Raw genomic sequence first — 13,836 nt, forward strand, 5'->3', positions numbered from 1 at the left:
AAATTGCTGGCTACATTGAAAATTTTTATAAAAACGTCATAAAAACGGAACCATCACAATGCATTGCGCTCAATAAGACCACATAGTGTGACCATCTTGGATGCCGAACTTTTCGATATCAGTGAGGACGATTTATGTTTAAGAAAACATTGCTTGTGTCAGGTATTGCTCTGGCCGTTTCTGCTCCGGCCATGGCGGCGCAACAAACTTCCGCCGTCCGTGATAACGGCTTTTCCTACAGCTACGGCCAGCTGGCCTACGATCGCTGGGATCTGGATAACGATGTGGACGTGGATTCGTTGAGCGCTGAAGGGTCTTTTGCGTTGGATGAGCACTTGTTCCTGCGTGGTAGCCTGGGTTTCTTTGACGGCGACTATGGCCGCAATGGTGATCTCGACGGTAGCCAAATTTCCGGTGGTATTGGTTTCCATACCCCGCTGCAGCGGGGCCTGGATTTCGTCACCAGTGCCGACATTATTTACGATGATCGTGACTATGATCCGGGCAATGACGACGATGAAATCGGTTTCGAGGTGCGTGGTGGTGTGCGTCATGCCACTACCGAGAAGCTGGAACTGTCCGGTGGTCTGGCGTATCAGGACCTCTACGATGACGACCTGGGCGTTTACGGCCAGGGCCTGTTCAAGGTGAGCCAGGCGGTGGATCTGGGTGCGCGCGTCATCGTTGGTGGTGATCGTGATACCTACGGCGTCTTCGGTCGCTACAACTTCTAAGGTCGCTCGTTCCAAGAGAGTGTGTCTGGAAGTAGAAAGCCCCGCCGGGTGAGAGCCTGGCGGGGCTTTTTTTGTGTTTGGCGTATGGCCCTGCTTGTCCGCCTTCCTGGGTCGACGTTACCCAGGGACGCAAGACCTTAAACCGAATAATGTCGGATTACGCCTTTCAGGCTAATCCGGCCTACTTTCAGTGGAGCCCGGCATCTGGCGGGTTATGCTCACTGTGGTGAGCCAGGCCTTAATGGGCGCCCAGCCTTTCTCTTCGCTTTGCTTGATTGAGCCGGCAATGCCGGGGTTGACCTGGTCCCAGCGGGCGAGGACCGCAGGGTCCATGGTCTGTACGGCGTTGAGCAGGCCGGTTTCATTGATGGAGGTGCTCAGCGCAGGGATCAGCAGTCCCTCCTCCTGTTCACTGGCCGGGTCTTGCAGCTGCTGCCAGTGAGCCAGGGTTTCCATCAGGCCGCATTGCAGTGCCAGTTCGTTCAGCGGACGATTCAATGATAGCTGCTGCTGATCGGCCACCAGTTGTTCACCCGCCAGTTTCAGGTACTGGCGACGCCGGGCCGGGGGGCCTTCTTCACCGCTGAATGCGGCCAGCGCTTTGGGGCTGCCGGTCGTGCCGTTAAGGGCCACGGCCAGGGCGGCAAAACCGAGGCTGGCTTCCGCCGGGTCGGTGGCGCCATGCTGGCGTCGCAGGTTCTGGCGGGTCAATTCCAGATACGGGTCACTGATCAGGCCGGATTCCGGCCATTCGGGCAGGGCATCCAGGTAGCCGGGATACAGCGGCCAGCTATCCAGCCGGGCCAGAATCGCCTGCCGGTTGGCGCTTCCGTCCTGCTGGCAGGCGCGGCTGGCCAGTAGCAGGTACTGGCTGGCAAAACGCTGGTACCACTGACTGAGGGCGTCGCGTAGTGCTGCCAGATTATCGGCATTGGGGCTTTGCTCGAACCGGGTCAGGGCCTGTTGCCATGCTGTTGCGGCGGCCGTGAAACGTTCGTCGGCCTGCTGCTGCCACTCTGCGGCGGGAATGTCTGTCAGGGTGTGGGCGCTGGCAGGCCCGGGGGCCGACTCTGTGTCGTCTTTGCTGTCGTTGTCGCAGGCCAGTAGCAGGCCTGCCAGTAATGCCATAAGGAAAAAACGCATAAACAATTCCGGTTAGCGCAGGCTGATCACGGGCCAGCCCTGCTCTCGGGCTTCGCGCTCAAGGGCACTGTCCGGGTCCACGGCCACCGGATTGTCGACTTTGCGCAGCAGCGGCAGATCGTTGTGGGAGTCGCTGTAGAACCAGCTGTTCTCCAGGGTTTCGTTGTTGGCGCTGAGCCACTCGGCGAGCCGCTCCACTTTGCCTTCGCGGTAGCTGGGCGTACCCGCTACGTCGCCGGTATAGCGCTCGCGGCGGCACTCTGCGACGGTGGCAATCAGGTGATCCACGCCAAGGCGATCCGCCAGGGGGGCGGTCACAAAGTCATTGGTGGCGGTAATGATCATCAGGGTGTGGCCCTGGTCACGGTGCTTTTGCAGCAAGGCTTCGGCCTTGGGCAGCCACATGCTGTCGAGCTTTTCTGCCAGGAACTGTTCACGCCAGAAATGCAGCTGGGCCATGTCGTTATCAGCCAGCACTTTCAGGGAAAAACGCAGGTAGGCCATGATGTCCAGGCGGCCATTCTGGTAATCCACGTAAAACTGGTCGTTGGTTTCCTTGTAGAGCTGCTGGTCAACAATGCCTTTCTCTACCAGCCAGTCTCCCCACAGGTGGTCGGAATCGCAGCCGATCAGGGTGTTGTCCAGGTCGAAAATCGCGAGCGTCATGGCCCCTCCTTACATGAAGAGGTCATTTTATGCGAAGCCGATGACAAGTCATACCGACGGTTTCATTGGTTTCGTGCTTGTTTTGGTGCGTTTGTTGCACGGTTGTGCATTGATCGCAGGTTGCCCGGCAAGGTTTAATGGGCTGACAAGGAGCCAGAGTCCACGATTGCGCGTGGACTCGAAGAGACAACATGACAGGCATTATTGATGACAAAGGGTTTCGGCTGAATGTCGGGATCATTATTGCCGGCCAGGATGGCCGGGTATTTTGGGGTCGCCGGGTGGGCAACCGTGATGCCTGGCAATTTCCGCAGGGCGGCATGATGCCCGGGGAAACCCCGGAAGAAACGCTGTTTCGCGAGCTGGAAGAAGAGGTGGGCCTGCTGCCGGAGCATGTGGACATTATTGCCAGCACGGAAGGCTGGCTGACCTATCGTCTGCCGCGCCGTTTTCTGCGCCGGCCCCGCAATCGCCCGCATTGCATTGGCCAGCGGCAGAAATGGTTTTTGTTGCAGCTGACGGCGGAGGAGCAGGCCATTGACCTGTTCGCCAGCGATAGTCCGGAGTTCAAGGACTGGCGCTGGGTCAATTACTGGTATCCGATTCGCAAGGTGGTGCATTTCAAGCGCGGGGTCTATGCCCGCGCCTTGCGTGAACTGGCCCCGGCCCTGAAGAAGGGGACGCCGGGCGTGCGTTCCCCAAACCCGTCTACCTCTGGAGACACGTCTGATGCTTGATACCCTGCGGCGAATTGTTCAGGAAGTGAACAACGCAGCGGATATCCCCAGTGCGCTGGATTTGATGGCCAAGCGGGTTCGCGATGCCATGGGCACGGAAGTGTGCTCCATCTATCTTCGTGACGAGGAAGAGCAGCGCTACATGCTGATGGCCTCGGAAGGGCTGAAGCAGGAAGCCGTGGGCAAGGTGAGTCTGGGCCTGTCGGAGGGGTTGGTGGGGCAGGTGGGCCTGCGCGAAGAACCTATCAACCTGGAAGACGCCTTTACCCATCCGAAATTCCATTATCTGGCAGAAACCGGGGAAGATGCCTTCCATGCTTTCCTGGGTGTGCCGGTGATGCACCACGGTAAGGTGCTGGGTGTCATGGTGGTCCAGCAGCGCGATGTGCGCCGTTTCGACCAGAGCGAAGAAGCCTTTCTGGTGACCATCTCCGCCCAGCTGTCGGCGGTTATTGCCCATGCCCATGCCTCGGGTGTGCTGTTCGACCAGTTGGGTGGCAGCGGCGATTTGCCCAGTTTCTATGACGGCCTGCCCGGTTGCCCCGGCGCAGCCATTGGCCATGGCGTGTTGCTGTTTCCGGAGGCGGACCTGGCCTCCGTGCCGGATCGTGCCGTTGCTGATGTGAGCGACGAAATTTCCCGGCTGGACGATGCGCTGGTGCGTGTGCGTCAGGAAATCCGTGATCTGGCCGAGCGGGCCTCTCGCTCGCTGGGGGCGGAAGAGCAAGCGTTGTTTGATGTCTATCTGCGCATGCTGGATCGCCACGCTCTGCCAGCGGAAGTGATCGCCCAGATCCGCGAAGGGCAGTGGGCCCAGGGCGCCTTGCGCACGGTGGTCGATGCCCATGTGCGTAATTTCGAAATGATGGATGACCCGTATCTGCGTGAGCGGGCGGCGGATGTGCGTGATCTGGGGCGTCGGGTGCTGGCGCAGCTGCAGAGCCAGACCCGGCGTCACGTCATCTTTCCCGACGAATGCATTTTGCTCGGCGAAGATATTTCCGCGCCCATGCTGATGGAAGTGCCCCGTGAGCGGGTGCGCGGCATCGTTACCACCCGTGGCTCGCGCAACTCACATATGGCCATTGTCGCGCGGGCCATGGGGATTCCCACCGTGGTGGGCGCACAGAATCTGCCCCTCAAGCAAATGGACGACAAGGAAATCATCGTCGATGGTTTCCGGGGGCGGGTGGTGGCCAATGCCTCGCCGGAGCTCAAGCAACAGTTCCAGGAAATTATTGCCGAGGAAGAGAGCCTTCAGGCCGGCCTGGAAAAACTGCGCGATGAACCGGCGCAAACCCTGGACGGCTCGCGGATTAAATTGCAGGTAAATACCGGCCTGATGACTGACATCAATCGCTCGCTGGAGCGGGGTGCGGAAGGGGTGGGCCTGTACCGGACGGAAATTCCGTTTATGGTCCGCGATCGTTTCCCGTCGGAAGAAGAGCAGCGGGTGATTTACCGCGAACAACTGGCGGCATTTGCTCCCCATTCGGTGACCATGCGTACCCTGGATATCGGCGGCGATAAATCCCTGAGTTACTTCCCTATTGAAGATGAAAACCCCTTCCTGGGTTGGCGCGGTATCCGTGTCACCCTGGACCACCCGGAAATTTTCATGGTGCAGGTGCGTGCCATGATCAAGGCCAGCGAGGGGCTGAATAATCTGCGCATCATGTTGCCCATGATCACCAGCGTGATTGAGGCGGAAGAAGCGCAGCATTTGATTCACCGTGCCTGGCTGGAGGTGCGGGACGAAGGGCTGGATGTGTCCATGCCGCCAGTGGGCGTGATGATCGAAGTGCCGGCGTCGGTATATCAGGCCCGGGCACTGGCTCAGCGGGTGGATTTTTTGTCCGTGGGCACCAATGACCTGACCCAGTATTTGTTGGCGGTGGACCGTAACAATCGCCAGGTGGCGGCGCTTTATAACTCCTATCACCCGGCGGTGCTGCATGCGCTGCTGCACGTGGTGGAACAGGCTCGCGAAGAAGACACGCCGGTGTCAGTTTGTGGCGAGATGGCAGGGGAGCCCAGCGCGGCCTTGCTGTTGATGGCCATGGGCGTGGACGTGCTCTCCATGAATGCATCCAACCTGTTGAAAGTGAAAGCCGCTATTCGTCAGGTGAATATCAGCTTTGTCCGCCGTCTTCTCAATGAAGTGCTGGCCATGGATAACGGCGAGGTGATTGCCTCTTACGTGGACTTGCAACTCACCAAGGCCGGGCTGGGCGATTTGTTGCGCAATCGCAAGGTATTGTCCTGACACGAATATGGACCGTGTCGGCGTTAAAACAATAAAAGTTAACCGGGAGAGAGTCATGAAGCGCGCGTTCTTGTTGATCGTGGTGGCGTTGCTTGTGTTGCTGGCGGTGCTGTTGTTCAACACCTTGAAGGTAAAAGAACCCAGCGAAACGGTTATCCCTCTGCCGGTTTTTGAATCTGCATTGAACGAATCCGAGATGACGGCACGTCTCTCCCGTGCCCTGCGATTTGCTACTTTGCCGAATCAGCCGCAAGCCTTTGATGGCTTCCATGATTTCCTGCGCCAGTCTTTCCCGTTGAGCCATGAGGCGCTCACGCTGAAAACCTTTGGTCACAGCCTGCTTTACCACTGGGACTCCGGCAATGATTGTGTGCCTGTCTTGCTGTTGGCCCATCAGGATGTGGTGCCGGTGTCGTCCCCGGATGCCTGGGAACACCCGCCTTTCGCCGGCGTGGTGGATTCACAGTTTGTCTGGGGCCGTGGTGCCATGGATGACAAGGGCAGCCTGATGGCGATCCTGGAAGCCACCGAAGCCTTGCTGGCGGAAGGTCGCACGCCGGCCTGTGACGTCTGGCTGGCGTTCGGTCACGATGAAGAAACCGGTGGCAGTGAAGGCGCCAGCCGCATGGCGGACTGGATGGCAGAGCAGGATCTGCGGTTCGGCATGGTATTGGATGAGGGCGGCATGATGTTGCCCGGCAGCACCTTGGGCATTGAGCAGCCGGTGGCGCTGATCGGCATTGCCGAGAAAGGCTACATGACCGTGACTCTGGAAGCCCGCGCGGAACCAGGGCATTCCTCCCGCCCGCCAGCGAAAACGGCGGTGGGGGATCTGGCCAGCGCGATTGCGGCCTTGCAGGATAATCCTCGCCCTGCCGGGTTGAGCGAGCCTACCCGCAAAATGCTGCAGCAAGTCGCGCCGTACCAGCCGTTTGCCCAGCGAATGGTGTTTGCCAATCTGTGGTTGTTTGAGCCGTTAATTGTGAAGCAGTTATCCGGCAAACCGGAAACCAATGCCCTGGTTCGCACCACCATGTCACCCACGCTGTTGCGTGCCGGGGTAAAGGATAATGTACTCCCCGCCACTGCCGAAGCGACCATCAACTTCCGCCTGGCGCCGGGGGAAAGCCGTGAATCCTTGCTGGCCTATCTGGAAGAGCAGTTGCCGGATTCGATTACCGTGACGCCCCTGGACACCTTTCTGTCTGACCCGTCACCGACCAGTGAGATTCCTTCCCCTGCCTTTGAGCGTTTGGCGGGCCTTGCGAGGTCACTGCCGGAGCAACCGGTGGTGGCGCCTTTCCTGCTGATCGCCGGCACGGATGCGCGCCATTATCAGGCCGTGTCCGATCAGATTTTCCGCTTTATGCCTGTTGCCCTGAGTCAAGACGACTTGCCACGCTTCCATGGCCACAACGAACGCCTGTCCAGAGAGCAGTACCCGCGGATGGTGCGTTTTTATGCCGGGGTGATGTTGGGCGAGGAGTAAGGGCCGGCCTGCAACAAGGTTTTCCCAGACAGCGGTTAAGCGTTGCTGAAGCTGCAATTCGGGTGGCCGGCGGCGTGGCCGTCCGGTTGCCACACTTGTTCCAGCATTTGCGGCCCCTGATCACGGTCCAGAATCACCGCGCTGCTGGCGCGGGTGCCGTAGGTTTCCGACTGGATAAAGACGGGCGCCACCAGCCGCTCAAGATCCATCCCCACACCGGTGTCGGGTAGTTCGCTGTCGCTGGGTTGATAATGATCGTTAACCACCTGCAGTAGCTGCTCCAGACTCCCGCCTGCGGCGGTGGCGTCGGCCAGGTTCTGTTTGGCGCGTTCTACCTTGGGCCAGGGATCGTCCAGCAGGCCATTGCTGAGGCCGTGAATGCCGGGCTGGACCGCCTGCGGCGCCGCGCCACGGTTGCCCAGATACCACAGGCTGTCGTGGCTGGTGTCTGCGCTCACGGTGCCCACCAGCAGGTTGAAGGCGCCGTAGTGATGCTGCTCTTCTGCGAGGCTGTGGCTGAACTGTTCCGGGGTTTGTGCCCCTTCCAGAAAGGCGAAAGGCAGTAGGCCCCGGGAGCGTTCACCGGGTTGGCGGTCAGTGATGGGCTCGCGGTAGTTGGTGACGACGGCGAAGCGACCATTACGGTGGATGCCCAGCCAGGTGCCGCCGGCGGTCAGGTCCAGCCCACAGAAAATGTCGCCGCGCCAGCGCGCCGCTTCCGCCGGCCGTGCATGAAACTCATCCCGGTTCGCTGCTACTTTCAATGGTGTGTTTGATCCAGGCTGCCAGTCGAGCAGAACAATGCACATGGGTTTTCCTTCTTTTGTCTCTCGCACGCCTGACGCCACCAACACGGCTGGGTTGTTGTTCCAATGATTGGGGCCCTGACGGGGTTCAGCGTCAGGCCTCGAGCGTCCGGCGTCCGGCATTCACCCGTGCTAGCATACCTGCCTTGCCGCGAGTTGTGTTGGAGAGGTTGTGCTGGAACTGTTTCTGATCTGTCTGGGGGTTGGTGTGGGCGCTGGCCTGCTGGCCGGGGCGCTCGGATTGGGTGGGGGCGTGGTCATCGTGCCGGCCCTGATTTTTCTGTTTCACGGCCTGGGATTTCCCGATGAGCTGGTTGCCAAGATGGCGGTGGCCACGTCCTTGAGTACCATCATCATTACCTCTATCAGCGCGGTGCGCACGCATCACAAGGCCGGCTTCGTGCGCTGGCCGGTGGCATTGCGTTTGGGGGTAGGCATTGTGCTGGGGGCCTTCGCCGGGGCATTCATTGCCGATGCCATGAAAGGGGAACTGTTGACCCGCTTGTTCGGTCTGTTTGCCATGTTGATTGCCCTGCAGATGTTGCTGGTGGGGCGTAAAACGGTGGATGAAAGCCTGCCGCAACGGGTGCCCGGGGCGCCGGGGCTGGGATTGGCTGGACTGCTGATCGGAACCGGTTCCGCCATTTTCGGTATCGGCGGTGGCTCGTTGACGGTGCCGTTTCTGAGCTGGTGCCGGTTGAAAATGCAGGAAGCCGTGGCCATTTCCTCTGCCTGTGGGCTGCCGATTGCGATTGCCGGCACACTGGGGTTTGCGGTGGCGGGCTGGAATGAGCAGCACTTGCCGGATGGGGCGCTGGGCTATGTGTTTTTGCCTGCCACAGCCGGTATAGTGCTCACCAGCTTCCCGTTTGCGCGCTTGAGTGCGCGGCTCAGCCACCGGCTGCCGTCCGCCACCTTGAAAAAGGTCTTCGCTCTGGTGCTTTTTGTGCTTGGCCTCAAACTGGCTTTTGGATAACAACCTATGGAATTCCCGCAGATCGACCCGGTGGCGTTCGCCCTCGGCCCCCTGAAAGTGCACTGGTACGGCCTGATGTATATGTTCGGTTTTGCTGCGGCCTGGTTGCTGGGCATGTACCGGGCGAAGCAGCCCCATTCCGGCTGGACCAAGGATCAGGTGGGCGATCTGGTGTTTTACGGTGCCATGGGCGTGATCGTCGGTGGCCGGCTTGGCTACGTGTTCTTCTATAATATCGACAAGTTCCTGGCTGACCCTCTGTGGCTGTTTGCGGTGTGGACCGGGGGCATGAGTTTCCACGGTGGCGCCATCGGGGTGCTAGTGGCCTTCTGGCTGTTCGCCCGGAAAACCGGCAAACGGTATTTTCAGGTGGCGGATTTCATGGTGCCCATGGTGCCCATCGGGTTGGCCACAGGCCGCTTCGGTAATTTCATGAATGCTGAGCTGTGGGGCCGCGCCAGTGATGCCCCCTGGGCCATGGTGTTTCCCACCGATCCGCTGCAGATCGCGCGGCATCCTTCCCAGCTGTACGAGATGATGCTGGAAGGTGTGGTGCTGTTTCTGGTGTTGTGGGTGTATTCGGCCAAACCTCGCCCGGCGGGGGCGGTGACGGCCCTGTTCGGTATCGGTTATGGCTGCGCACGCACCTTTGTGGAATTCTTCCGGGAGCCGGACGCCCACATCGGTTATCTGGCTGGCGGCTGGTTAACCATGGGTATGCTGCTGAGCATCCCGATGATTATTCTCGGTATTGCCATGCTGGTTTGGGCGTATCGAAACGATGAGCGAGGAGTGAAGCCATGAAGCAATATCTTGATCTGCTTCGTCACGTCCGCGAGAACGGCATCTATAAGGAAGACCGTACCGGTACCGGCACCTATGCGGTGTTTGGCTATCAGATGCGTTACGACCTGAGCCAGGGTTTTCCCATGCTCACCACCAAGAAGCTGCACCTGCGCTCGATTATTCATGAGCTGCTGTGGTTCCTGTCCGGTGATACCAATATCCGCTACCTGAAAGAAAACGGGGTATCCATCTGGGATGGCTGGGCGACCCCTGAGGGCGAGCTGGGCCCGGTTTATGGTGAGCAGTGGCGTAGCTGGAAAACCCCGGATGGCACAGTGATTGACCAGATCAGCGAGGTGCTGGAAGAAATCAAGCGCAACCCGGACTCCCGACGCCTGGTGGTCAGCGCCTGGAACCCGGCGGTATTGCCGGACCCGTCCATTTCGCCGGATGCCAATGCCGCCGCGGGCAAGCAGGCGTTGCCGCCGTGCCACTGCCTGTTCCAGTTCTATGTGGCCGACGGCAAGCTCAGCTGTCAGTTGTATCAGCGCAGCGGGGATATTTTCCTGGGGGTGCCGTTCAACATCGCCTCCTATGCGCTGCTGACGTTGATGATGGCGCAGGTGTGTGACCTCCAGCCGGGCGACTTTGTTCACACCTTGGGCGATGCGCACCTGTACTCCAACCACCTGGAGCAGGCCGACACCCAGCTGGCCCGCACGCCCGGCCCGCTGCCGACAATGACGCTGAACCCGGCGGTGAAAGATTTGTTTGCCTTTACCTTTGACGATTTCACCGTCAGCAATTACGAACCCGCCGCGCACATCAAGGCGCCGGTGGCGATTTAAGAGACGCCTCACGCTTCACGCAACACGCCAGCACGCGTGAGGCATGAAGCGTGTTGCCTGCTGCGAGGTTTAAATGTCCATTCGTCTTTCCATGATGGTCGCCAAGGCCAGCAACAATGTGATCGGTCGCGACAACAAGCTGCCCTGGTATCTGCCCAATGACCTGAAGTACTTCAAGCAGGTGACGTTTGGCAAGCCAGTGATCATGGGCCGCAAGACCTGGGAATCATTGAAGGGGCCGCTGCCCGGGCGCACCAATATCGTGATTACCCGCCAGCCGGATTATCAGGCTGAGGGCGCCAAGGTGGTGGCCACCGTGGGTGACGCCATCACCATGGCAGAGAATGTGGCGTTCATTGAAGGACAGGAAGAAGCGGTGATTATGGGCGGGGCCGAAATCTATGCGCTGGCGCTGCCGCAGACCGAAAGGCTCTATCTCACCGAGGTTCACGCTGACGTGGACGGGGACACCTTTTTCCCGGAATACGACAGATCTGAATGGAAAGAGATTGGCCGCGAAGATTTCGCCGCCGAAGGCCCGAATCCCTACGACTATTCCTTCGTGGTCTACGAGAGGAAATGAGTTCAAAGTTGAAAGTGTAACGATCAAACGCGTTGAAGGTTGGGGCATACCCCTAACCGAAAAAGGCCGCGCCCGGAATCAGGACGTGGCCTTTTTTTTGGGGCTTTCCGTTTCAGCAAATGTCATCTTTCGCGTGCAGCCATACAGGCGGACGCGGCTTTCCTTTTCAACTTTCAGTTTGTAACTGCTGTTACTGGCGCGGTTCGATCCGAATCTCACTTCTCACTGACTGGGCGATAAAGCATTTTTCGTGGGCGCGCTGGTGAAGAGCCTGGATTTTGGCGATGTCCGGTTGCTCGCCATTAAAGGTGGCTAGCGGTTGTAGCACCATGGTTTGCATATAGATCTTTGCCTGGTCGTTTTGCCCGAGCACACCCTGGGGGTCGTCATCGTAGCTGGCCACTGACAACCCTTCGCGGGCTGCTTCGGTGAGGAACGAGAGCAGGTGGCAGCTGGCCAGGGCAGCCAGGAAGGCTTCTTCCGGTTCCATGAATTCCTGATGGCCGTGATGGCCATCGACCACGCGCACTTCATTGCCGTCTGCAAGGTGCCAGAGGTAATGCTCCTGATCGCCGTGGGCGGTCCAGCTTAAATGCATGGTGTGTTGTGGCACGAAATTTCCCCGGTTGATGCGTCGTTAGCAGGTTGTTCCCAGCACCTGTCAGGGCAGTATGCCATCAAAATGGCCGCTTGCCATGACGACTTGGGTCCAGCGCCGCTATCTCGCCGTCAGGCGGCCCTGGAAGGGCCGTCGGGCTGGCTTAAGGACCAGTAACGGAACACAGCAATATTCACCAGAGCGCTCATCAGCGATACCGGCAGAGCGGCCAGTAACGAGGCGGCGGTGGTATGGCTGACCACACCCAGGATAGCGCTGGCGACCAGGCTGCTCATCATCAGGTAGGCGAGGAATACCAGTACCAGGATTAGTAGAAGCGGCCATTGCTGTGATTGTGTCATCCGGAAGGACTGGCGCAGGGCTTCTATGGGGTTTTGTTGTTTGAGGATCACCAGAAGAGGGGCGTAACACAGGCGGGTATAGACCCATACCGCCGGGAAGAACAGGGCCATCCAGCCCAGTGACACGCCAACCGCCATCAATGCATAGGTAAGGAGCAGGGGCGGGTAGACCAGTAACGCCGGCGCCGTACAGGCGAGCAGCCCGCGTGGTTTCCCGTTGCTGCTGGCGGACAGCTGTACATAGAGCGCGCCTTCGGCCAGGGGGCGTACCAACAAAATAATGGCCAGGCTAATGCCGCTGAATTGCAGGGCCGCCCCTTCGGTTTCCGGTAGCACGAACGATGGGCCGAAGACCCATTGGGTGGCTTCAGTAATCAGTGCAAAGGGTGCGGTGACCAGAAACAGCGGGCCAAGGTGCCGCCACCAGAAGATGAAAATTTCGCGAAAACGGTGTCCGATCATGGTGAGCCATCAATTCAGTCGACGGCGCAACCATACGACAGCGCTGCGTCCATTTCCAGAACGCAGCGCCCTGCTGGGGCTACCACCAGTATTTTCCCCAGTTTTCCGGGTTGGCCCAGAAGCGCGGGTTATTCCACTTGCGTTCGAAATTGTAGTTATCCAGATCGTAGCTATAGATGTTCAACTCGCGACCGTCTTCAGCAAAATGCCCCTGTTCACGACACCCCAGAGCCAGAAACCCGTTGGCCGGCCAGCGCAGTCTTTGCGGAGCCAGGGTGGGTTGGTACACGGCGACCATGGAGTCGGTGTGCAGGTTGCGGAGCAACCCCATCAGTGCCTCGCCGTCGTGCTGGGGCATGTATTCCAGCTGATCCGCCACGATGGCCATGTCTACCCGGTTTATGTCATCCAGAGCGGGGAACGGGTTCTGTTCCTGAATTTCCAGCAGGGTGCAGTTGTGGTCTTTGCACCATTGGGCAACGACAGGAATGGGGTTGAGGCTGACAGTCAAAATGGAGGAAGGCTGGTGGCTATCAAGAATAGCGGCCAGGCGTTCCTGTGGAGATTCGGTCATGGAGTGTGCCGTCGCAATATTCATGATTTCAGTCTAACGCCAATATGGGTGGCTTTCGATAGGGGGTTGGGTAGCGTTTTGCAGTTTTTGATGCACTGCAGTTATCGATACCCCAGTGGTCTTTGACAGCGTGTTTTAACGATGGCCGCGGGGAGGTTGGGGTGGGCAGGCCAGAGCAGTGACCACTGAAATGAGATCTTCATCAGAAAATGAAAAACAGGCGTTGACGACTGTCCAATCAATAATGATAATGATTCTCATATACGAAAAGGAGGTCAGCATGTCTCAGGTAAAGAAAAACGTTGCCACTACCACGCGCCAGGTTGCCATCAATGCGGAAAGCAGTGTGGCCAGCGGTTTGCTGCTTAACCACCAGGGCAAGTTGTGGATCGAGCATGCCGGTGAGCGTTACCAGCTGCGCCGTACGTCCAACAACAAATTGATCCTGACCAAGTGACGCCGCACGAAACACGCTATACGCAACAACACGGTCGTTGATTGTCGGTTTTTAAAAGCCTTGCCCCGCGCTCACGTTTTTCACGCGGGATTCGGGCTTTGAAAATCAGAAGCGCTTTGTGCGTGTTGTTGCGTTGAGCGTGTCGCATGCCGCTTCTCATTGTTCTCCCTGACGTGGATCCGCCAGCCGCAGCCAGCTTTCCACACCTAATTTAAGGCCCTTCGGCATGCAGTATGCCACCTGCCGCAACGCGCAGGACCTGTTGTCATTATGTTGTCTGCCAGCCGCGCCCACTCTTTCGGCACGGCAGTAAGCGGCAATAGTTATGACTCTGTCACCGCGTTGTGGC

General features: G+C 58.8%; 15 protein-coding genes. 9 read left to right on the forward strand and 6 right to left on the reverse strand.

Annotation, left to right across the window (positions count from 1 at the left end; translation table 11 throughout):
• The first annotated feature begins 134 nt into the window (after positions 1–134).
• The gene (locus CL546_RS16185; protein WP_290496772.1) at positions 135–734 is read left to right on the forward strand and encodes an outer membrane beta-barrel protein; all 600 of its coding nucleotides are present in this window, start codon (positions 135–137) and stop codon (positions 732–734) included.
• Between the two features lie 171 nt (positions 735–905).
• Here the strand turns inward: CL546_RS16185 and CL546_RS16190 are convergent, their stop codons facing one another.
• Together CL546_RS16190 and CL546_RS16195 are read right to left on the reverse strand one after the other, a co-directional pair.
• Positions 906–1,877: an imelysin family protein gene (locus tag CL546_RS16190; RefSeq protein WP_290496774.1), complete on the reverse strand. Its 972-nt coding sequence runs from the start codon at positions 1,875–1,877 to the stop codon at positions 906–908.
• 12 nt (positions 1,878–1,889) lie between these two features.
• Positions 1,890–2,543 (reverse strand): histidinol-phosphatase, encoded by a 654-nt coding sequence (locus CL546_RS16195; RefSeq protein ID WP_290496776.1) that lies wholly within the window; start codon positions 2,541–2,543, stop codon positions 1,890–1,892.
• A gap of 191 nt (positions 2,544–2,734) precedes the next feature.
• Here CL546_RS16195 and CL546_RS16200 point away from each other — a divergent pair, with 191 nt between their 5' ends.
• From CL546_RS16200 to CL546_RS16210, 3 genes are read left to right on the forward strand one after another with little or no spacing between them, the layout of a single operon-like run.
• Complete coding sequence (locus CL546_RS16200; RefSeq protein ID WP_366604575.1) at positions 2,735–3,280, forward strand: RNA pyrophosphohydrolase; 546 nt, start codon at positions 2,735–2,737, stop codon at positions 3,278–3,280.
• Positions 3,273–5,546: a phosphoenolpyruvate--protein phosphotransferase gene (ptsP, locus tag CL546_RS16205; RefSeq protein WP_290496777.1), complete on the forward strand. Its 2,274-nt coding sequence runs from the start codon at positions 3,273–3,275 to the stop codon at positions 5,544–5,546. The genes CL546_RS16200 and ptsP overlap by 8 nt, the downstream gene beginning before the upstream one ends.
• Positions 5,547–5,601: 55 nt before the next feature.
• Positions 5,602–7,035 (forward strand): M20/M25/M40 family metallo-hydrolase, encoded by a 1,434-nt coding sequence (locus CL546_RS16210; protein WP_290496779.1) that lies wholly within the window; start codon positions 5,602–5,604, stop codon positions 7,033–7,035.
• Between the two features lie 35 nt (positions 7,036–7,070).
• On the opposite strand, the gene CL546_RS16215 is transcribed toward CL546_RS16210, so the two are convergent.
• Positions 7,071–7,844 carry an NRDE family protein gene (locus CL546_RS16215; RefSeq protein ID WP_290496780.1) on the reverse strand — a complete coding sequence of 258 codons (774 nt, stop codon included), beginning with the start codon at positions 7,842–7,844 and terminating at the stop codon, positions 7,071–7,073.
• Between the two features lie 169 nt (positions 7,845–8,013).
• Between CL546_RS16215 and CL546_RS16220 the strand changes: the two genes are divergently transcribed.
• The 4 genes from CL546_RS16220 to CL546_RS16235 all read left to right on the forward strand — a co-directional run bounded on the left by CL546_RS16220 (position 8,014) and on the right by CL546_RS16235 (position 11,034).
• Positions 8,014–8,817, forward strand: a complete 804-nt coding sequence (locus tag CL546_RS16220) for a sulfite exporter TauE/SafE family protein (protein WP_290496781.1) — start codon at positions 8,014–8,016, stop codon at positions 8,815–8,817.
• A 6-nt stretch (positions 8,818–8,823) separates the two neighbouring features.
• Positions 8,824–9,621 (forward strand): prolipoprotein diacylglyceryl transferase, encoded by a 798-nt coding sequence (gene lgt, locus CL546_RS16225; RefSeq protein WP_290496782.1) that lies wholly within the window; start codon positions 8,824–8,826, stop codon positions 9,619–9,621.
• Positions 9,618–10,451 (forward strand): thymidylate synthase, encoded by an 834-nt coding sequence (locus tag CL546_RS16230; protein ID WP_290496783.1) that lies wholly within the window; start codon positions 9,618–9,620, stop codon positions 10,449–10,451. Before lgt ends, CL546_RS16230 begins: the two co-directional genes overlap by 4 nt.
• A gap of 73 nt (positions 10,452–10,524) precedes the next feature.
• On the forward strand, positions 10,525–11,034 hold the full coding sequence (locus CL546_RS16235; protein WP_290496784.1) for a dihydrofolate reductase: 510 nt from the start codon (positions 10,525–10,527) through the stop codon (positions 11,032–11,034).
• A gap of 190 nt (positions 11,035–11,224) precedes the next feature.
• Here the strand turns inward: CL546_RS16235 and CL546_RS16240 are convergent, their stop codons facing one another.
• The 3 genes from CL546_RS16240 to CL546_RS16250 form a co-directional block, all read right to left on the reverse strand.
• The gene (locus CL546_RS16240; protein WP_290496785.1) at positions 11,225–11,647 is read right to left on the reverse strand and encodes an OsmC family protein; all 423 of its coding nucleotides are present in this window, start codon (positions 11,645–11,647) and stop codon (positions 11,225–11,227) included.
• Positions 11,648–11,763: 116 nt separating this feature from the next.
• Positions 11,764–12,456, reverse strand: a complete 693-nt coding sequence (locus CL546_RS16245) for a hypothetical protein (protein WP_290496786.1) — start codon at positions 12,454–12,456, stop codon at positions 11,764–11,766.
• A 79-nt stretch (positions 12,457–12,535) separates the two neighbouring features.
• Complete coding sequence (locus CL546_RS16250; protein WP_290496787.1) at positions 12,536–13,030, reverse strand: DUF6231 family protein; 495 nt, start codon at positions 13,028–13,030, stop codon at positions 12,536–12,538.
• 280 nt (positions 13,031–13,310) lie between these two features.
• On the opposite strand from CL546_RS16250, the gene hemP reads away from it, so the two are divergent.
• Complete coding sequence (gene hemP / locus CL546_RS16255) at positions 13,311–13,487, forward strand: hemin uptake protein HemP (protein WP_007149677.1); 177 nt, start codon at positions 13,311–13,313, stop codon at positions 13,485–13,487.
• Positions 13,488–13,836 lie beyond the last annotated feature (349 nt).

The organism is Alcanivorax sp., assembly GCF_002726155.1.
Classification (GTDB): Bacteria; Pseudomonadota; Gammaproteobacteria; order Pseudomonadales; family Alcanivoracaceae; genus Alcanivorax.

Coding starts and splice junctions, on each gene's coding strand:
- ptsP (WP_290496777.1), top strand. CDS start 3,273: ATGCTTGATACCCTGCGGCGAATTGTTCAGGAAGTGAACAACGCAGCG.
- CL546_RS16195 (WP_290496776.1), bottom strand. CDS start 2,543: ATGACGCTCGCGATTTTCGACCTGGACAACACCCTGATCGGCTGCGAT.
- lgt (WP_290496782.1), top strand. CDS start 8,824: ATGGAATTCCCGCAGATCGACCCGGTGGCGTTCGCCCTCGGCCCCCTG.
- hemP (WP_007149677.1), top strand. CDS start 13,311: ATGTCTCAGGTAAAGAAAAACGTTGCCACTACCACGCGCCAGGTTGCC.
- CL546_RS16235 (WP_290496784.1), top strand. CDS start 10,525: ATGTCCATTCGTCTTTCCATGATGGTCGCCAAGGCCAGCAACAATGTG.
- CL546_RS16230 (WP_290496783.1), top strand. CDS start 9,618: ATGAAGCAATATCTTGATCTGCTTCGTCACGTCCGCGAGAACGGCATC.
- CL546_RS16250 (WP_290496787.1), bottom strand. CDS start 13,030: ATGACCGAATCTCCACAGGAACGCCTGGCCGCTATTCTTGATAGCCAC.
- CL546_RS16215 (WP_290496780.1), bottom strand. CDS start 7,844: ATGTGCATTGTTCTGCTCGACTGGCAGCCTGGATCAAACACACCATTG.
- CL546_RS16190 (WP_290496774.1), bottom strand. CDS start 1,877: ATGCGTTTTTTCCTTATGGCATTACTGGCAGGCCTGCTACTGGCCTGC.
- CL546_RS16200 (WP_366604575.1), top strand. CDS start 2,735: ATGACAGGCATTATTGATGACAAAGGGTTTCGGCTGAATGTCGGGATC.
- CL546_RS16245 (WP_290496786.1), bottom strand. CDS start 12,456: ATGATCGGACACCGTTTTCGCGAAATTTTCATCTTCTGGTGGCGGCAC.
- CL546_RS16185 (WP_290496772.1), top strand. CDS start 135: ATGTTTAAGAAAACATTGCTTGTGTCAGGTATTGCTCTGGCCGTTTCT.
- CL546_RS16210 (WP_290496779.1), top strand. CDS start 5,602: ATGAAGCGCGCGTTCTTGTTGATCGTGGTGGCGTTGCTTGTGTTGCTG.